The organism is Coprococcus sp. HCN-4056, from assembly GCF_037892645.1.
In the GTDB taxonomy this organism is placed as follows: domain Bacteria; phylum Bacillota; class Clostridia; order Lachnospirales; family Lachnospiraceae; genus Coprococcus; species Coprococcus ammoniilyticus.
In genome coordinates this window covers 123,226-143,579 of the sequence record NZ_JBBKBL010000005.1, presented here as the reverse complement: position 1 = coordinate 143,579, position 20,354 = coordinate 123,226, and the positions used below count along the sequence as shown (strand labels likewise).

Genomic DNA, 20,354 nt, shown 5'->3' with positions numbered 1-20,354 from the left:
TTAATTTTGTGAAAAAATAGCGGTAAAAACAGCAAAAATTACAAGAAGAAGACTATTTTTTTGACTTGCGGAGTTGGGGAGCCGATAATAGAATTACTATGGAAATAAAAATGCGCTGCATGATATGGATACATATTAACAGACTGCGTTGCAAAACGGTAAATGTTTAAATAGAAAAATACAGGAATTTACAGGAAAGGATAAAATCACAGAATGAATCAGAAATTAACTATCAGGGAATGGCTGCCGCTCATCGGAATGACGGTAGCGGCATTTATATTTAATACATCGGAATTCATGCCAATCGGTCTTCTGACTGATATAGCAGATGATTTTCGGATCACGGAGGCAAAAGCGGGGATGCTGATCTCAGCATATTCATGGGCGGTTATGCTGTTATCACTGCCACTCATGCTGCTTGCATCAAGGATCAGCTTCCGAAAGCTGCTGCTGGGAACGATTGCATTATTTGGAATCGGTCAGATATTATCAGCGGTTGCAACCGGATATGCGATGCTGATGGCGGCAAGGATCATAGTTGCCTGTGCGCATGCGGTCTTCTGGTCGATCGCATCACCGGCAGCAGTTAAGATCGTGCCGGAGAAGTTCAGGTCGTTTGCGATGAGTATGGTAGTAACCGGTACATCCATTGCGATGATATTTGGACTTCCGCTTGGAAGGATCGTTGGATTATATGTAGGATGGAGAATGACATTTTTCTGTGTTGCAGTTGTTGCATTTCTTGCCCTTATCTATATGGCATTTGTATTTCCGAAGGTTGAAGGCGGTACATCCTTTAAAATGAAAGAACTGCCGGTGATATTGAAGAACCCGGTTATGCTTGGGATCATATTAATGTCGTTCTTAGTTGCGGGTGCATACTATACAGGCTACAGCTATATTGAGCCGTTTTTGAAGCAGGTAGCAATGTTTAAGGATAATCTTGTTACTATAACTTTAATGTTGTTTGGAGCTGCCGGAATTCTTGGAAGTTTTCTGTTCTCCTGTGTATATGACAAACACAGATATCATTTTATCCGTGCATCGATCACATTGATCGCTGTTGTCATGCTTTGCCTGAAACCGGCATCGAAATTTACATGGACAATGATATTGATCTGTATGCTGTGGGGTATGGCTGTAACGGCATTTAGCGTTACTTTCCAGTCAGAGACGATCAAAGCGGTTCCGGAGGAAGCCTCCGCTGTGGCCATGTCGATGTTCTCAGGAATCTATAATCTGGGAATCGGATGCGGAACCTGGATCGGTGGTCTGGTATGTACACATGCATCGATGGGGTATATCGGATTTGCAGGGGGGATCATGGCAGTTATAGCAATCCTGTATTGCAGCTTTATACTGATCCCACAGATGAAGAGAAAGTAGATAAATACTTGTATAGAATGCGAAACTATAAACTGTGATGATCAGTTGGAAAAGGCATGGTTAATAATCTCTAAAAAAAATATAAATTTATCGTTGACATGAGTAATCCCCGGTGCTATACTCATGGACATAGCAAAGGCGCTACGAAATATTCGTAGTGCTTTTTTCTTTTATCGGGAGGTATAAGTTCCCCGGTACAGGACAAAGAAAAACCTGATATCCGGCTATACGCGCGGACCGGATGAGGGGAAAAATGAAGTAAAATGCGATGCAATGGGGCGTCTGTTAAGGATAAGTCTCCATGTATCGCATTTTTGAGTTTTAGGAGGTAAGAACTATGACAAGTGAAATTTTAGATGCAATTTCTGGTGAAGTGTACGGTGTCTGGTTCCTGATCGGAGCGGCATTGGTATTCTGGATGCAGGCAGGATTTGCGATGGTAGAGACAGGATTTACCAGAGCAAAGAATGCCGGAAACATTCTGATGAAAAACCTGATGGACTTCTGTATTGGTACAGTTGTATTTATCCTTCTTGGTTTTGGACTCTTACTTGGTGAAGACATGGTTGGTTTGATCGGTAAACCGGGATTTGACATATTTACTGATTATGCAAATTTTGACTGGTCCAACTTCGTATTTAACTTAGTGTTCTGTGCAACAACAGCGACAATCGTATCCGGTGCGATGGCAGAACGTACAAAATTCATTTCTTATTGTGTATATTCAGCAATTATCTCAGCAGTTATTTATCCGATTGAGGCACACTGGACATGGGGCGGCGGCTGGTTGGCTCAGATGGGCTTCCATGATTTTGCCGGTTCTAACTGTATTCATATGGTTGGTGGTATCTGTGCATTGATCGGTGCAGCAATCCTTGGACCTCGTATCGGTAAGTTTGTAAAGGGCAAGGATGGTAAGGTTGAAAAAGTAAATGCATTCCCAGGACATAACCTTCCAATCGGTTGTCTCGGTGTATTTATCCTCTGGCTTGGCTGGTATGGATTCAATGGTGCAGCAGCAACAACCGTTTCAGAACTTGGTTCCATATTCGTAACAACAACAATTGCTCCTGCTGTTGCAACAGTTGTAGCAATGATCATTACCTGGGTAAAATATGGTAAGCCTGATGTTTCAATGTGTCTGAATGCATCTCTTGCAGGTCTGGTAGCAATTACAGCTCCTTGTGATGTCTGTGATGCTTTCGGTGCTATCGTGATCGGTGCTGTTGCCGGTGTATTGGTTGTATTCGGTGTATGGCTCTTAGATTACAAATTACATATTGATGATCCTGTAGGTGCTGTTGCAGTTCACTGCTTAAATGGTATCTGGGGAACAATCGCAGTTGGTCTTTTCGCTACAGATACAGCTCCTGCATTTGCAAGAGGTATCGGTGATGGCGTAACATATGGTGCAAACCAGATTGCAGCCAAAGGTTTATTCTATGGCGGTGGTTTCAAGCAGCTCGGTATTCAGTTCGTAGGTATGGGCGCGACCATCCTCTGGACAGCAGTTACGATTACAATTGCATTCCTTCTTATTAAAAAGATCTTCGGCCTTCGTGTATCAGAGGAAGAGGAAATTGTTGGTCTGGATTCATGCGAGCATGGTCTTCCATCTGCATATGCTGGCTTCAGTATCGTTGATGTATCAAATACAATGACAATGGATGTAAATGAAAATACAGATCTTGGTGTAGCTGATTATGATAAGGCTTCTGACACATTAAAGAATGCAGCAGTCAAGGTTGCGGAGGCTCCTGTTACAGCATCTCCAAGCGGTATCTACAAGGTAGTTATCATTGCAAAGCTTGCACGGTTTGAGATCTTAAAGAAAGCTTTAAATGACCTCGGTGTTACAGGTATGACAATGAATCAGGTTATGGGCTGTGGTATCCAGAAGGGTGCCGGCGAGATGTACCGTGGTGTTGAATTAGATGCAACCCTTCTTCCAAAGGTTAAGGTAGAAGTCGTAGTCAGCAAGATTCCTGTCAGCGCAGTTATTGAAGCTGCTAAGAAGGCTCTGTATACCGGACATATCGGTGATGGTAAGATCTTCGTATACAGTGTTGATAAGGTTGTTAAGGTTCGTACCGGTGAGGAAGACTTTGCAGCTTTACAGGATGTAGAGTAAATTACAAATAACCTATAATTATATAGAAGAAAGAGCCAGACCGGTGAGTGCCGGTCTGGCTTTTTCTTTTAAGTGTAGAAATAGAAATCAGATAGTTCACAAAATCTTCACAAAAAATTAGCACTCGCCTATTGACAGTGCTAATAAACGGTGCTATAACATAGCTAAAGATAAGGAAAGGGATTAAGAAAGAAGATAAAAGAAAAAATCCCGGAACTTATAACATACAAATTCGACACCTCAGGTTTCTCTGACAGTGCTAAACATACAAAAGTCTAAGTGCCTCAAGGTTCCATAAGGAGCTGAGATTTCCGACACTGGTTTGAAATTGAAAGGAGTAATGACTTATGTTAAGACCTAGTATTTTTGGAGAAAGTTTATTTGATGATTGGATGGATGATTTCCCATTCGGTAAGGAATTTGAAAAGGAAATGTTTCCAGAGAAAAGCCCATTGTATGGCAAACATGCTAAGAACATGATGAAGACGGATGTCCGTGAAACAGATGATAGCTATGAAGTAGACATTGATCTTCCTGGATTTAAGAAGGATGAAGTAAATGTCAAACTGGAAGATGGCTACATCACCATTTCCGCTGCAAAAGGTCTGGATAAGGATGAGAAAGATAAGAAGAACGGTAAGTATATCAGACGTGAACGTTATGCCGGCAGTATGAGCAGAAGTTTCTATGTTGGTGACGGTATCAGTCAGAAGGATATACATGCAAAATATGAAAGTGGTATTCTTCGTCTGACCCTTCCAAAGAAAGCACCGGAAGCAATCGAAAAGGAGAACTTCATTGCCATCGAATAAAATGTGTTGATATCGAGCCGTGCGAATAAAAAACATGACCCCTTATGTATATGTATACAGATATAAGAAAGGGAGTGTAGATCATGGATAAGAATCCAAAGCATCCATTGAAGAAAAAGAAAGCAGTTCAGAAGGTATGTGCAACAGCTAATCATAATGCACAGGAGGTTGAAGCTGCAGCACCAAAGTCAAAGAAACATACTTATTAGAGTGAATAAATCAACAAATAAAGAAAAGGTTCCCCGCATTTGCCTGTAGCCCGAAGAACTACAGGAGACAAGTGCGGGGGATTTTTTTGCTTTATAGGAACAGAAGTATCATCGGAAGCATTTTCATCGAAGGCATTTGGTGACAAAATCGAAAAAATATACATGGAGGAGTGCAAAAAAACACAGTTCTGTGATACTCTATAAACGGAGGTGGTTTTATGCAGGAACAAAAAGGAGCAAAAATAGGAGCATTTGTTTTCTTTTGCTTTGGTGTGATGATGCTTGCCCTCGGAGTCTGGGGCATAACAAACCTGTATGATCAGGGAGGAATCTTAACATGGGGGATCGTACTTGGATTCGGATTGATATTTGCATTGACAGGAATCGTATTGTTTATTAATTCGATGGAAAGTGTATCCAATCGGGTCAAACAATTACTGGGTTGCATTCTGGGAACTTTGGTATTCATGAGTTTTGGCTTTGTAGGTCTTTTTGCAAAAGGACTAGGTGTCATGAGACTTTTCCTTCTGTTTTTCGGGGGCATAGGAGTGCTACTTCTGATCCAGGGAATTCGTAACTTTATAAAAGGAGACAGCGATGATGTCGTTCAGACTTCCGGATATAACAGTCAATATGGCGAATATAATAGTCAGTCCGGATACAACAGTCAGTCCGGATACAACGGCCCATATGGTGTGTATGGCAGCCAACCCGCAGACATAATAATAGAAAATAGCGAGAGAACATCACCATGGGCTACAGATACCGGGCAGGATTCACAATGGCAGCAGGGAACTCCGGGTACACCATTTTCAGGAGATGCTGGAAAGAAGGTCTATACCAGTCAGGTAAATGATGATGCTGTAGGATATGGGAGTGGACTGTCACCGGAATTTGATCGGATGATGAACGGCATGGATATGGATCCTGCACAGCGGGAGCAGGCAAGAAAGGTTGGTTCCGCAGTTCGGAAAGGCGCGAATATTTATGCCGGAGTCATATGTATTGTAGTTGGAGCCGGCTTTATATTAGTAAATGGCATTAGTGTGCTTAGCTTTATTTTTATGCTCATTCAGACGGCCAGCCTCACGATTGTTATGGGTTCTTTGTTTCCAACGGTAATGTCAGCGGCATTGTTGATCGTAGGTGTATTCATGATTGTTCGTGGGGTGAAGATCCTCCAGGGAAAAATAAATAAGTGATACTTATCTGAAAGACATACAAAATCACTTGCATAAGTGAAGCGACAGAGCAGACCGGTAGAAATAGTTTGCGATTTACATACAGGCAGGAGGACAAAAGGTGAATCAGATGGAATTAACGATTTTGGATTTTATACAGGAGCATATGAGAAATGCATTTCTTGATGTAGTGATGCCATTTGTATCGACACTTGGAAATGCAGGGTTCATCTGGATCGCACTTACGATCGTGCTGTTGATCAGTAAGAAACACAGAAAGACAGGAATCCTGATGGCACTTGCACTGGTATTTGATGTTATATTTTGTAATGGCATATTGAAGAATGCGGTAGCAAGGACAAGACCCTTTGATGTAAATACAGCGATTTCTCTGTTAGTGAAGAAGCCGACAGATTATTCATTCCCATCCGGTCATACGGCAGCGTCCTTTGCAGCAGTAACTGCATTGTTTTTTGCAAAAGAGAAATACCGGTATCCGGCACTGGTGCTTGCGGTGCTGATCGCATTTTCCAGACTATACCTGTATGTGCATTACCCGACCGATATCTTAGGTGGCATTCTGGTTGGAATTCTGTGTGGAGTAATAGCATATCTGATTACAAGAAAGAAACTGAAGTTTGGTTCAATGAACGGATAGAAAGAAAATGGGGGCTGGTTATCACCTGAATAAAGGCGAATAAAGAATTAACAAAATTTAACAATTATTTTCGTTTTCTTTCCATAAGAATGTAGTAGAATGGTGTAAAAGTTTTAAGAACACAGACCAGAGAGGAAATCTTATGGACGATACAAATGCAAATCAGATCAATCCTTCGATCCGGGGACTGACAGAAAACGAAGTAAAGAAACGAATCGAAAAAGGGCTGACGAATCAGACCGATATATCGACGGATAAAACGACGAAAGAGATCATTCTGTCGAATACACTTACATACTTTAACTTAATATTTCTTATTATCACAGTATTATTGATCCTAGTTGGTTCTTTTCGGAACCTGACCTTTCTGCCGATCATCATAGGTAATACATTGATCGGTATCATACAGGAGCTGCGTGCGAAGAAGACACTGGAAAAAATGAATTTCTTAAATGCACCTCATGCAGATGTAGTCAGAGATGGGGTTTTACAGCAGATCCGTTCGGAAGAACTGGTAAAGGATGATGTCATTTTACTGACAACCGGAAAGCAGATCTGTGCAGATGCGGTTGTTATCGATGGCAGCATTCAGGTAAATGAATCCCTCCTTACCGGTGAAGCGGACGAGGTAGAAAAGACGAGCGGCAGTTCTCTGTTATCCGGCAGCTTTGTGGTGTCTGGTGAATGTTATGCCAGACTGGAAAAGGTCGGAAATGAATCCTATATCTCAAAACTCAGCATGGAAGCAAAGACCATGGGAAGCGGTGAACAGTCCGAGATGATCCGGTCGATCAACCTGATCGTAAAATGGGTTGGTATCATCATTATACCGATCGGTATTATTCTGTTCTGGCAGAGCCATTTCGTAAATGATGACTCGATCCGGAAGAGTGTAACCTCGACGGTTGCAGCTATCCTTGGTATGATCCCGGAGGGGTTATATCTTCTTACTACGATCGCACTGGCACTCAGTACGATGAATCTGGCAAAACGAAAAGTCCTGCTGCATGATATGAAAAGTATCGAGACGTTGGCGCGTGTCGATGTGCTGTGCGTGGATAAGACCGGAACGATCACAGAACCGGTTATGAGTATCAAGGATGTATTCTTAAGTAAGGATAGCCGGAATCCGTTAAAGACGACGAACGAATTAAAAGGGCTGCTGATTGATTATACAGCAGCGTCACAGGATAATAACGCTACGATGGAGGCATTGAAGAAATATGCCGATGAGGCAGACGGTAGTGTCGGAAAACACAGAGTACCGCTTGACCGTCTGGCATTTTCATCCAGTTTGAAATACGGCAGTATTACATTTTCGGATGGCATCTATCTGCTTGGCGCACCGGAATTCATCATGCGGGATGATTATGCGTCAATCGAGAAAGAGATCCTTCCTTATGCCGAAAAGGGAGATCGTGTGCTGTTATTTGGAAGATATGAAGGAAGCAGTATTGCAAATGGATTATCTGACAGAGTAACACCGCTTGGCTTTGTGGCACTGGCAAATCCGATTCGTGAAAATGCGGTAAAGACTTTTGCATACTTTAAGAGTCAGGATGTAGCGATCAAGGTTATATCCGGTGATAATCCAAAGACGGTATCACAGATCGCAGTTCAGGCGGGTATTGACAACGCAGAAAGTTATGTGGATGCGACGACACTTGATACGGATACGAAGATTAAGAAAGCCGTACGGGAATATACGGTATTTGGCCGTGTGACGCCGAAGCAGAAGCAAAAGCTTGTGCAGGCACTTAAAAAGCAGGGGCATACCGTGGCGATGACAGGGGATGGTGTCAATGATATCCTTGCAATGAAGGATGCGGATTGCAGTGTGGCGATGGCGTCCGGTAGTGAGGCTGCCACACAGGCAGCACAGGTCGTTTTGCTGGATTCAGATTTTGCACATATGCCGGATGTGGTATTCGAAGGACGACGGGTTGTAAATAATGTACAGCGTTCCGCCAGTCTGTTCCTTGTTAAGAATATATTCTCACTGTTGATGTCGCTGTTCTCGGTTATCTTTATGATCACCTATCCGCTGGAACCGGCACAGATCTCATTGGTCAGTATGTTTACGATCGGTGCTCCCGGATTTCTGCTGGCACTCGAACCGAACAGAGACCGGATCAAAGGACATTTCCTTACAAATGTTATGTTCAAAGCATTTCCGGGTGGCCTTACTGATGTAATTGCGGTTGGTGCGTTGGTAATCTGCGGTGAGGTATTTGCCCTGCCGGGAGAAAGCATCGGTACGATCGCAACAATGGTGCTTTGCGTTGTTGGCTTTATGATCCTGTTTAAGATCAGTGAGCCGTTAAACAAGATGAAATATGGTGTGATCGGACTGAACATCGTTGGATTTATATTCTCAGGATTTTTCCTGAAGAAGTTATTTGCATTGACTGATCTGTCAAATATCTGCGTACTGCTTATGGTGGTATTCGGATTCGCGGCAGAATCCCTGTTCCGCTACCTCACCCTGTTGGTGGAGAAGCTGCAGGAATACTATAAAAAGAAAAAGCCAAAGCTTAAGAAATATCTGGAGCTTAAATAGAGACAGGCAGCCTACAAAGCAGGGCTGCCTAATTTTTTTGAGGTCAGAAAAAATCCTTGACTTGGAGCGAAGTCAAAGGACTATAGTGAGAAAGTAAGTTATAATAGAAGAAAAATAAAAGAAAAGGAGATTATCATTATGAGTAAGAAATTAGTAGCATATTTTTCAGCAAGCGGAGTTACTGCAAAGGCAGCAGGGAAACTGGCAAAGGCAGCAGATGCAGATCTTTTTGAGATCAAACCGGTACAGCCATATACAAGAGCAGATCTGGACTGGATGAATAAAAAGAGCAGAAGCAGCATAGAGATGGCAGACAAATCTTCTAGACCGGAAATCGCAGAAAAGGTTTCTAATATGGCAGACTATGACGTGATCTTTGTAGGCTTCCCAATCTGGTGGTATGTAGCACCGACGATCATTAACACATTCTTAGAGCAGTATGACCTGTCCGGTAAGAAGATCGTGTTATTTGCAACCTCCGGCGGAAGCGGATTCGGTAAGACTGTTGAGAATCTGAAAGGCAGCGTTGCAGCAGATACCATTATCAAGGAAGGCAAGCTGTTAAATGGCAGTATCTCAGAAGCGGAGCTTCGTGCCTGGGCGAAAGAGATCGCAGAGTAGGGCGTTGCATCCCCGGAAGAATCATACATATATAAGAGGTGTTTGTGCGTATTGACATCACATTTTATTTCCTATAAAATTAATGATACAGTACGTATCAAAAAGGAACATGGTAATGAACAAATCAGAGAAACAAAAAGCAAAAGAAAATGAACGACGACAGCGGATCCTGGATACTGCATTTCGAATCTTTGTAGAAAAGAAGATTGAAGCGGTAAGTATGGGCGAGATCGCAGAGGCGGTCGGTATCGGCAGGGCGACCTTATTCCGGTGTTATTCGAATAAGACAGAACTGGCGATCGCAGTCTGTATGGCACAGTGGAAATCATATCTGGATGAGCTCGATAGAAACAGACCGATTTCATCGGTTCAGGATATTCCGGCGATCGATCGATTCATATTCACGCTGGACAGTTATATTGAAATGTATCTGAACCATAAGGAACTGCTTCAGTACAATGATAACTTTAATCACTACGTCACACATGAGGGCGTAGATCCGGAACAGTTTGAGAATATTCATACGTCGGTGTATTCGGCTGATACCCGATTGCATATGATGTATGAGAAAGCAAAGGAAGATCATACCCTTCGCACGGATATACCGGAGGATGAATTTATCCGTGTGACCGTACATACGATGATGGCAGCATGTACCTACTACGCGGGAGGCTTTATATGGGGCGCAGAGGATAACAGGGATTATATGCCGGAGTTGATACGTTTAAAGGAAATGATCATAAACTATGCGACAGCATCCGTATAACAGGATGCAGGGGTACTAGGGATATAAGGGATACGTGCATGAATGAAAGGGAGGTAAATATGAGTAAATTAAAAACAAAGAGAAAAAAGCATTATCTGGCAGCCGCCATGCTTGCCATGCTTGCGATTGCGACGCCGATAACGCTTTATGGGTCTGTGACAACATATGCACAGACGGATGACGCGGCCGGGGCAGAATCTGGTGAAGATACTGGTGAAGTAACCAATGAAGAAACCGGATATCACTATCAGAAGACTGGTGAACCATTGGTGGAGGAAAAAGATAGCAACGGAAATATATGGCGGATCTATGCAGCTGCAGAAAATACAGCAGATACGGAAGCTACGGCAGACACAGCAGATGCAGTGGATACAGAAGATACATCAGTGAAAAAATATATTGCTACGATCACATATGGAGGCGTAGATACAAACAGCAGCAGGGCTGGTGAGTTTAGTGTATTCTCAGGTTATGCAGACGTATTTGCCAAGTACAATATCGTGCAGGTAGAAGTTGGAGAAGGACTGACATATTTTAATGTATATAGTCCACCAGAAAATCTCCAGTATGAATATATCTATCTTCCAAGTACGATGCAGAAATTAACAACAGCACTGGTGCAGCAACAGAAGAAGCTGAAGGAGATCACGATTCCGGCATCTGTTACAGAATTCAATTCAGGTTCGTTCGATCATGGCATGTTCTATATGGATGAGTCACTGGAGAAGATTACATTTGAGGAAGGATGCAAGCTTACTTCATTTGGAAAGAATGTTCAATATTTACTTTACGGTTGTAAGTCTTTAAAAGAATTTACGGTTCCGGCTTCCATTGAAACGATACCGGAGAGGTGCTTTTATAATTCACAGTATCTTGAGACAATCCGGTTCGAAAAAGGCTCAAAGGTTGAAAGCATAGGAAAGGAAGCTTTTTATGCCTGTTACGCTTTGAAAGATGTTGAATTAGCGGAAGGACTTACAACGATCGGAGAATCAGCATTCCGAAATCTGGATCAGATAGAGAAGCTTGTGATTCCTGGCACAGTCACAACGATCGGTATATGTGCATTTTATGACTGTGACGGATTACAGGAGATCGCAATTCCGGATTCCGTGACATTAATTGGAAAAGCAGCATTTGCATATTGCGGTAATGTTACCGATATACAACTTCCTGATCAGTTAGAGATGATTGAAGAGCAGGCTTTCATGGGATGCTCAAAGGTATCATCACTTCGGATTCCGGACAGTGTTAAGACAATTAAAGATGAAGCGTTCCGTTATATATATATAACCGAGCTGCCGTATATGCAGAACGTGACTACCATTGGAACTCGGGCATTTAGCATCAGTAATCTGCGAAGCCTTGAATATCCAAAATGCTTGACGGATTTTACAGCGACTTCATTGGATGGTGGCGGAAATGCAAAAATCAAGTACATAACATTTGAAGACGGATGTGCCTTGAATACCTTGCCGGAAGGCTTATTTTCTACATATAAAGAAAATAATACAAATCTGAAAGAACAACGTGAGATTAAGCTGCCTCTTTCTTTAAAAGAGTTAAATATGAATGTATTTTGTGGTTCGTGGAACAGAACGATAGTGGAGATTCCGCACACAGATAAGGATTCTTTGCAGTTAACTTTAACAGATTATGGAACTACATCGAAAGAGACGATAGGGAAAAGTTTAAAGATGATGTATTATACAGTACATTCATTTGAGGTTTACAGATGCCTGACAGAGACCTTTGGTGTGCCAAGAGATCACATCACTTTCCATGAGGAAAAGGTGGGTTGGAAATTGGCCGGTGTAAAGGATGGCATATATACCTATACGGCAGAATGTAGTACATGTGGAGAAGTCAGCAAGAGCCTGACCTATGATGAAAACGGATTTGCAACGGTGGATGGTTCTTATCAGCCGGCTGAGCAGGTCACGGCAGAGAATTGTAAGGCATTTGGATTAGACGAAAACTACATAGGATACTATGCAGTAAGCAATGCTGGACAGTTATACTGGTTTGCTGATTATGTAAATGGAAACGGAGATGATGCTACGGCACATCTGTCGGAGAATGTCGTTCTTTGCAATGATATCGAGATGAATGATACAAGTGAATGGGATGTATGGACAGATGAAACGACAAATGTGATCAACTGGCCATCTCTCGGATCTTATAATGTTAATTTTACGAAATATAACATTATGTATCAGGGAGTTTTTGACGGAAATCATAAGACGATCCGGGGCTTGTATCGGAAAAATCCGGGTTATGATAATCAGGGCGGACTGATCGGATATATTGGCAGATCGGGAGCTTTAAAGAATCTGACGATAGAGAAGTCTTATGTAACTGCATGTGCAGTATTTGCAGGTTTCAATAATGGATCCGTTACGAACTGTACAGCCGGAAGACTGCGCACAAAATATTGTGGGCATGGCGGTGCTGTTTTTGTATATAAGAATTATGGAATTATGGATGCCTGTGTGAATACAGCAGATGTAGAATGGATCGATAAACAGCGTGAAAATTGCTTTGGCATAGTAGATATGAATTATGGCATTGTAAAAAACTGTGTCAATCGTGGAGCAATCGACAATACCGGAGGACGCATTAGCGGAGATGTGGGAGGAATTTGTGATTGGAATAAGGGCAAAATCCTGAACTGTTATAATGAAGCGCCAATTACATCAACCGGTCAGGCAGCCGGTATTGTAAGAGATAACAAGGGATATGTTGCTAACTGCTATAATAAAGGAGCACTTACAGGAACATATGTCGGAGGTATTGCAGCAGGAACCGGTGTGGCAGAAGGCGGTGATGTAATAATCGTAAATCCATCCATTGGGGGGTGGGAAGATACATCCGGCGGATCTTCAGATGATTCGGGAAGCGGTTCTACGGAAGCGGAGGAATTGGTTCCGGTTTCTCTGTCACAGTATGGAATCTATTATTGTTATAATACAGGAGCTGTTACAGCTTCGGACAGTTGCGCCGGAGGTATTGCTGCTTATGCAATATGTAGTAAGGGTACGATCTACGGCTGTTATAATACAGGAGATGTTGAAGGTGGTTCCCATACCGGAGGAATTGTAGGAGGGGTAGAGAATGCTCTGATAAGAGACTGCTATAATTATTCCACGAATATAAAGACAACAAATGTTGCAACCAGCTTCCAGAATAATGAACCGCATGCATTTGCAGCGCCTATTGCAGGTTGTGTTTCATCTTATTTGGGAAATGCAGTGGTATCTGCCTGCTGTTATGTGGGAGATATTGATGTGGAAGCTTACGGATATTCCATGGATTTGAAGGGACATAAGGTGACATTTACTGATAATGAAGCTATGACAGTGAAAGATTTTGAATCCGGTAAGGCTGCCTGGAAGCTGCAGAATGGTATCAATGAAGATCTGAAGGCTTCCGGAGGAAAGCAGTTATTTGTATGGAAACAGATAATAAGCGGAGCAGAAATCGAACGATATCCGTATCTTGATTTAACAGAGGAAGAAACAAGTAGAAGCGTTATGCAGATGACCTTCCATTATACGACCGGTGGTAAAGATCTTGCAGGATATGGATATACGAATTACAACCATGCAGTTACCGAGACTCAGGCACCGACTGTAACAGGAAAGAATGATACGATTCATACATTCGACTGGTATGAAGATAAGGAACTTACGACCTTGTATGATTTCACGCATGTATTAACTACAGATAAGGATGTATATGCAGAAGCATATGACCTGTACACTCTGGAATTTAAATTGACGGAAGGTAGTTATGCATCGGCAAGCGTTGATAAGAAGAAAGTGAAAGAGCTTATCACCGAGACCGGTGAGACTGTTGTATTTACAGTAACACCGGATACAGGATGCATATTAGAAGGGGTAAGCTTAGAAGGCAAGACATTGACGCCGGATGAGGATGGCAATTATACGATATCCGATATCTCGGCAAATCTTACGGTAGAGATCACAACAAAGGAAACAGAGGTTACATTTACCTACAAGGCCGGCGAGCATGGAACAGTAAAATGGGTAGGTGACAAGACCGGTTCCGGTGAATTGACAGAGACGATCAAGGCAGTAAGTGGAACGCCAAAGGGAGTTCTTCCGGTAGCAGATCTTGGCTGGCATTTCGTGAAGTGGGTTGACAGCAAGGAGGGTAGTCCGTCCTATTCCATAACCGGACTCTATCCAACTGCGGTAAACGGTGTTTTTGAGGGTGAGACCTACACAGCAATCTTTGAAAAGAATATAGAGACCTATGCGATCTCCGGAACTGTTCGCGATCCGGAAGGCAATCCTGTGCCGGGTGTAACAGTTAAATTAAAAGGAAACGATGATACAAAAAAGACGACATCAGCAGAAGATGGCTCTTATCGGTTCGAGAAATTAGAAGAGGCAGAATATCAGTTAGCAGCCATAAAGTACTATGAGAATAACTGGAAGGCAGAGAGTGAAACAGTCGGTGTCAGATTAGAGGAATCGGATGTAACCGGTCGGGATCTTAAGCTTTCGATGAACAGAGCGACAAATACGAAACCTGACGGAATCATCGAGTATTACAGAGTTACACTTACAGAGAATGCGCGGGACTATCTGGAAGAGACAGGTGGCGACGTAGTTGAAGACTCAGACTATACATTATCGGCAAGAGATCGATACAGCAATGCCCATGCGGTTGTCTATGTGTACGAAGCGGTGAGGGGATTTGATGGCAACTATTATAAACTGTCTGATGAAGTGGCAGAGGCACTTAAGACAGATGGCAGATGCTATACCATTAAGAACATTGGAAAAGACTACATCATAGATGTGAAAGCAGAAGATGTGATCCCGAACCGGTATGAGGTTACAATCCCATCCGGTGGGGATGATTATACGATCCTTCCGGAGAAAGAGGGAGAAACGATCAGTTATGGCGAGGATTATTCCTTTACAGTTAAGGCTGCAGCCGGTCGATGTGTTCTTGTATCTGCAAATGGCACAAGGATAGAATTTGCAGATGGAAAGTATACGATCAAAAATGTGACAAAACCACAGAAGATCGTGGTTGAATTTGCGGATCAACATACCTGTGGAGAATGGAAGGTTGTTACACCTGCTACCTATGATGCGGCAGGAGAAGAAACAAGAACCTGTTCTGTATGTGGAGCGGTTGAGAGAAGAGAGCTGGCACAGCTTATCTGTGATCATGAGGCAAAACGTCTGATAACAGATAAGAAAGCAACCTGTACGGCGGCAGGAAGCGGACATTACGTTTGTGATACATGTGGAAAGACAGTGCAGACAAATGTCAGTATAGCAGCAAAGGGTCATACCTGGAGTGCATGGACAGTGACAGTGAAGCCGACTACCTCAAAGGCAGGGGAAGAAAGCAGAACCTGTTCCGTATGTAAACAGGCTGAGAAACGTCAGGTCAGCAAGTTGAGCCAGAAAAAATATAAGATTACTTATAAGTTAAATAAGGGTAAGAATAACAAGAAGAATCCGAAGACCTATACATCAGCGAAGAAGGTTGTATTAAAGAAACCGACCCGGAAAGGATATGCATTCAAGGGATGGTATACAAATAGTAATTATACGAAGAAGATAACCTCGATCAAGAAAGGTTCAAAGAAGAATTATACCGTATATGCGAAGTGGTCGAAGGTAAAGGTGAAGAAGACAACCGGACTTAAGGTTACGAATACGAAGGGCAAGAATCTGGTTGTGAAGTATTCCAAGGTATCCGGGGCAAAGGGATATCAGATCACATACGCGACCAATTCTAAGTTCACCAAGAGTAAGAAGGTCGTCAATACAACGAAGAGAACGAAGACCATAAAGAAGCTGAAAAAAGGAAAGACCTATTATGTACGGGTCCGTGCATATAAGAAGGATTCCACAGGCAGGAAAGTATATGGTAAATACAGTAAAGTAATGAAGGTCAAGATAACAAAATAAGATCAAGACAAAGGAGCATGATTAAGAATGCAATCAGGGGCAGGATAAAAAGTTTGCTTTTTATCCTGCCCCTGAATCTGATTATTTATTCTATTTATCAGCATCGATTACTGATTGGATCTGTTTCATAAGAGTGTCATAGTTATTCTGGTCATCGATACCGCCGAGCATAGGATCTCCGACGATATTACCATTCCTATCGACAAGTATGGTTGTAGGAAATGCCATGATGTCGGAGGCATATTTACCTATGTTTGAATCAGAGTCAATGGAAATATTGCGGTATTTGGCACCCTGACTGTCAAGAATGGCTGCGGCTTCCTTGATAGCATCTTCGTTTCCGTCAAAGGTCTCTGTGTTGATACCTACTACCTCGCCTCCCATCGATTTGATGGCATCGTTTAATTCATTAAGCTTGGATAATTCTGCGACACAAGGTTTGCAGCCGGTAAACCAGAAATTAACGACAGTTACTGCATTATTGGAAAACAGGCTTTCGTCAACAGAATTACCATCAAAATCCTTGCCGGAGAAACTTTTGAAAGGTGTGATTTCTTCGGAACTGTCGTTCTGGTCGGTGCTTTCTGATCCTGTATTATTATTTTCGATTTCGGATATCTGCTTTTCAATCTGTCTGATGGTTTCAATATCATCGTTAAGTGTTTTCAGTTCATCATCTGTAAAGGATTCCTTGTTTGATTCCACGGTGCCGGCCAGATAATCGGCATAATCTCCGCTTGGATCAGCGCTGCTTTTATTCATCATGCCAAATACCTTGTTCCATACATCCTGGTGATTTGCAAAGATCTGGTTCTCCTGCTGATATAAATCATCCAGCTTCGTGTTGGAATTGTCCGCAGCTTCAGTGGTGGCTTCTGTCTGGGTTTTTTGTGAACTCTCAGTTGTGGAAGCTCCTGATCCGTTACATGCTGTGAGAGATAATGCTGCACAGAGAGTGATAATAGATAGTAATGTTCTTTTTGTTTTCATAAATAATTGCTCCTTTAAATAATAGTAGTGTGGCTAATTGTTACTTGTTGATTTTGGATGATTGCTGATGTCCTTTTGGGAACATGGCTTTCCCATGAACTGGTAGTGGATTGCGTCTTTTGGACAGGCCTTTATACAGGCTCCGCATCGTATGCATTCAGGATGATTCGGAGTCTTACAGACATCGACGTCCATTTTGCATACCTTTGAACATTGGTTACATCCGACACATTTGCTGCTTTCAACCTTGATATTCATAAGGCTGACCTTGTTAAATAATGAATAGATTGCTCCAAGAGGACAAATCCATTTGCAGAAAGGTCTGTAGAACAAAATACTCAGTATAATAACCGTAATTAAAATAAGGCACTTAAAAGAAAAAAGCTTTCCGAGAGCAGACCGTATAGCGGTATTTCCAAGTGAAAGTGGTATAGCTCCCTCTAAAACACCCTGTGGGCAAATATACTTACAGAAGAACGGATCACCCATTCCTATGGAGTTCGTTACAAGCATCGGCAGAAGTATAACGAAAACGATCAGGATGATATATTTCAGGTATCTTAACGGTTTCAGTCTGGCTGTGGAAAATTTTTTCCCCGGTATTTTATGAAGCAGATCCTGAAACCATCCAAATGGGCACAAAAAACCACATATAAATCTTCCGAGGATCACACCGAGTAAAATGAAAAAACCGGTTATGTAGTACGAAAACTTAAATTTGAATGAGCCGACAACCGCTTGGAATGCCCCGATAGGACAGGCTCCGGTAGCAGCAGGACAGGAATAACAGTTTAATCCCGGCACGCATATTGTTTTCGCTTTGCCCTGATAGATTTTACCTTTAAATAAATTGGTAATATGAATATTGGTAAGCAGGGTGGCGGCTGCCTGTATCCACCCGCGCATTCTGGCTGTTTTTTTTGATAATGATTTCTTGATTTTATCCAATTCCGACACACTCCAGACATAATTTTACTGCTTTTCCGAGCACGGTGGCTGCTTCACCTCTGACAGCGCCATAGCTGATCATGGCTATTCCTGTGATGAGCAAAATGATCTGAGATATTTTTCTGCATTTCAAGATATTGTAGTTCCTTTCATTTGTTGTGTTTGTTGACCAACTGACCTGGGTATTATACAATAGCTGATGTAAAATTTTTGTTAAGAAACAGGTGAAAGATTTTTGAGATTATTAATAGTTGAAGATGAGAAACAAATATGTGATATGGTTGCGAAAAGTCTGTATGGTGTTGGGTATGAAGTGGATACCTGTTATGATGGGGAAGAAGCTCTTGAATGTATCCTTACGGAGGATTATGATCTGATCGTTTTGGATCTGAATCTGCCCGGTATGGATGGAATGGAAATCTTAAGAGAACTCAGACGGAAAAATGAGGAGACAAAGGTTATTATATTATCTGCAAGAGGACAGATCGCGGATAAGGTTGAGGGACTGGATGCAGGTGCAAATGATTATATGGAAAAACCATTTCATATAAAGGAACTTGAAGCACGTATCAGAAGTCTGACAAGAAGAAAATTTGTGCAGAAGGATGTATGTCTGGAAAGCGGCGAGATAAGCTTTGATACGATAAAACGTGAGGCATATGCAAAAGGGAAAAAGGTTTCCCTTACAAGAAAAGAAAATGGTATTTTAGAATATCTGCTTCTCAATCTGGGAAGACCGGTAAGTCAGGAAGAATTGATGGAGCATGTCTGGGATGCATCCGTGGACAGCTTTAGTGGAGCAATCAGAGTACATATGTCTTCGCTTAGAAGAAAGCTTAAGGCAGTGCTCGGATATGATCCGATTTTGAACAAGGTGGGAGAAGGGTATAAAATACGGGAGGAGGCCGATAGATGAAAAGAATGTCGCTACAGTGGAGGCTTACATGTATAATTACATTATATATTGCGCTTATATGTGGATGTCTGACTATGCTTATTTATAAAAACGGTGTGTACTATATTGATTCTCTGCAAGAGACTGTTGATGCCAGGGGAGATGATAACGGAAGCTCTTCGGATGAAATATATATCAGCATTCCGGAGGATAACTGGGATGATTTTGCAAATGATTTTTCCGTTCAGGTGTACAATAACAAGGCAGACTACAAAAAAAACAGCCTGATAATTTCAGCCTTGCTGGCGCTTCTGGGTGGTGTAGCTACGTATTTTATCAGTGGACATGCCCTAAAGCCGATTGGTAAGTTTTCTGATAAGATTGAAGAGGTACAGGCACAAAATCTGGCAGATTCACGAATAGAAGAAAACAATGTTAAAGAACTGAACCAACTGAGTGTTTCGTATAACAAGATGCTTGAACGTCTCTCAGATGCATTTGATATACAGAGACAATTTACCGCAAATGCGGCACATGAGCTTCGAACCCCATTATCTTTAATGCAGATACAGCTTGATTCATATAATTCCAATCCGCATCCGGGCAATGATGCAGATACCGAGCAAACGATAAAGATGGTTACGGAACAGAATGACAGACTCGGTAAAATGGTAAAAACCCTTCTGGATATGAGCGAGCTTCAAACTGTGGGGAGAGATGATGTAATAATGGTCAATGCTCTTGTTGATGAAGTATTGGCGGATCTGGAACCGCTTGCACAGGAAAAAAATATAAAACTTATTGGAAAATGCACGGATATAAAGATGATCGGAAGTGATATCCTTATTTACAGGATGGTATACAATCTTGTTGAGAATGCTATAAAATATAATCATTCTGGGGGACTGGTTACAGTGACCGCATATCAAAAGGAAAAACATATTTACCTGTCAATAGAGGATACCGGAAATGGAATCCCGGAGGAACTCAGGCAGCGTGTGTTTGAACCGTTCTTTCGTGTGGACAAATCCAGAAGCCGGGAACTTGGTGGTGTCGGACTTGGACTTGCGCTTGTTCATGAAATCGTAAGTGCGCATGATGGGACAATTACAGTCCGGTCTAATCCATCCGGAGGTACGATTTTTGATGTGAGTTTTACCCAGTGATCATTCCTGAAATGTGTGTGAAAAAATAAAATAAAAATAATTAGCACTCACCTCTTGACAGTGCTAACAAA

15 protein-coding genes are annotated in these 20,354 nt (G+C 42.1%); 12 read left to right on the top strand and 3 right to left on the bottom strand.

Features of this window, described 5'->3' with window-relative positions; genetic code table 11:
- The first annotated feature begins 213 nt into the window (after nucleotides 1-213).
- The 10 genes from WKT03_RS09020 (at nucleotide 214) to WKT03_RS08975 (ending at nucleotide 16,284) form a co-directional block, all read left to right on the top strand.
- The gene (locus tag WKT03_RS09020; RefSeq protein ID WP_021943563.1) at nucleotides 214-1,386 is read left to right on the top strand and encodes a sugar transporter; all 1,173 of its coding nucleotides are present in this window, start codon (nucleotides 214-216) and stop codon (nucleotides 1,384-1,386) included.
- Nucleotides 1,387-1,723: 337 nt separating this feature from the next.
- Nucleotides 1,724-3,517: an ammonium transporter gene (locus WKT03_RS09015; RefSeq protein WP_021943564.1), complete on the top strand. Its 1,794-nt coding sequence runs from the start codon at nucleotides 1,724-1,726 to the stop codon at nucleotides 3,515-3,517.
- 347 nt (nucleotides 3,518-3,864) lie between these two features.
- Nucleotides 3,865-4,329 carry an Hsp20/alpha crystallin family protein gene (locus WKT03_RS09010; protein ID WP_021943565.1) on the top strand — a complete coding sequence of 155 codons (465 nt, stop codon included), beginning with the start codon at nucleotides 3,865-3,867 and terminating at the stop codon, nucleotides 4,327-4,329.
- A gap of 83 nt (nucleotides 4,330-4,412) precedes the next feature.
- Nucleotides 4,413-4,538: a hypothetical protein gene (locus WKT03_RS09005; RefSeq protein WP_021943566.1), complete on the top strand. Its 126-nt coding sequence runs from the start codon at nucleotides 4,413-4,415 to the stop codon at nucleotides 4,536-4,538.
- 218 nt (nucleotides 4,539-4,756) lie between these two features.
- Nucleotides 4,757-5,740, top strand: a complete 984-nt coding sequence (locus tag WKT03_RS09000; RefSeq protein ID WP_173789137.1) for a hypothetical protein — start codon at nucleotides 4,757-4,759, stop codon at nucleotides 5,738-5,740.
- Between the two features lie 109 nt (nucleotides 5,741-5,849).
- The gene (locus tag WKT03_RS08995; RefSeq protein WP_117785382.1) at nucleotides 5,850-6,377 is read left to right on the top strand and encodes a phosphatase PAP2 family protein; all 528 of its coding nucleotides are present in this window, start codon (nucleotides 5,850-5,852) and stop codon (nucleotides 6,375-6,377) included.
- A gap of 142 nt (nucleotides 6,378-6,519) precedes the next feature.
- Entirely contained in the window at nucleotides 6,520-8,937 is a 2,418-nt protein-coding gene (locus WKT03_RS08990; protein ID WP_117785283.1) for an HAD-IC family P-type ATPase, read from the top strand.
- A gap of 138 nt (nucleotides 8,938-9,075) precedes the next feature.
- Nucleotides 9,076-9,558 (top strand): flavodoxin, encoded by a 483-nt coding sequence (locus tag WKT03_RS08985; RefSeq protein WP_021943570.1) that lies wholly within the window; start codon nucleotides 9,076-9,078, stop codon nucleotides 9,556-9,558.
- A 115-nt stretch (nucleotides 9,559-9,673) separates the two neighbouring features.
- Entirely contained in the window at nucleotides 9,674-10,324 is a 651-nt protein-coding gene (locus WKT03_RS08980; RefSeq protein WP_340391634.1) for a TetR/AcrR family transcriptional regulator, read from the top strand.
- Nucleotides 10,325-10,383: 59 nt separating this feature from the next.
- The gene (locus tag WKT03_RS08975) at nucleotides 10,384-16,284 is read left to right on the top strand and encodes a leucine-rich repeat protein (protein ID WP_340391633.1); all 5,901 of its coding nucleotides are present in this window, start codon (nucleotides 10,384-10,386) and stop codon (nucleotides 16,282-16,284) included.
- Nucleotides 16,285-16,374: 90 nt separating this feature from the next.
- Here WKT03_RS08975 and WKT03_RS08970 read toward each other — a convergent pair whose 3' ends face one another.
- The 3 genes from WKT03_RS08970 to WKT03_RS08960 are packed head-to-tail and all read right to left on the bottom strand — an operon-like array spanning nucleotide 16,375 to nucleotide 18,358.
- A complete protein-coding gene (locus tag WKT03_RS08970; protein ID WP_340391631.1) occupies nucleotides 16,375-17,274 on the bottom strand; it encodes a TlpA disulfide reductase family protein in 900 nt (299 codons plus the stop codon).
- Nucleotides 17,275-17,307: 33 nt separating this feature from the next.
- Entirely contained in the window at nucleotides 17,308-18,222 is a 915-nt protein-coding gene (locus WKT03_RS08965; RefSeq protein WP_445293049.1) for a 4Fe-4S binding protein, read from the bottom strand.
- Nucleotides 18,215-18,358, bottom strand: a complete 144-nt coding sequence (locus tag WKT03_RS08960) for a CD1871A family CXXC motif-containing protein (protein ID WP_044945191.1) — start codon at nucleotides 18,356-18,358, stop codon at nucleotides 18,215-18,217. The genes WKT03_RS08965 and WKT03_RS08960 overlap by 8 nt, the downstream gene beginning before the upstream one ends.
- Before the next feature lie 141 nt (nucleotides 18,359-18,499).
- Here WKT03_RS08960 and WKT03_RS08955 point away from each other — a divergent pair, with 141 nt between their 5' ends.
- Nucleotides 18,500-19,138 carry a response regulator transcription factor gene (locus tag WKT03_RS08955; RefSeq protein ID WP_243863414.1) on the top strand — a complete coding sequence of 213 codons (639 nt, stop codon included), beginning with the start codon at nucleotides 18,500-18,502 and terminating at the stop codon, nucleotides 19,136-19,138.
- Nucleotides 19,135-20,283, top strand: a complete 1,149-nt coding sequence (locus WKT03_RS08950; RefSeq protein WP_173789132.1) for an ATP-binding protein — start codon at nucleotides 19,135-19,137, stop codon at nucleotides 20,281-20,283. Before WKT03_RS08955 ends, WKT03_RS08950 begins: the two co-directional genes overlap by 4 nt.
- Nucleotides 20,284-20,354: the final 71 nt, after the last annotated feature.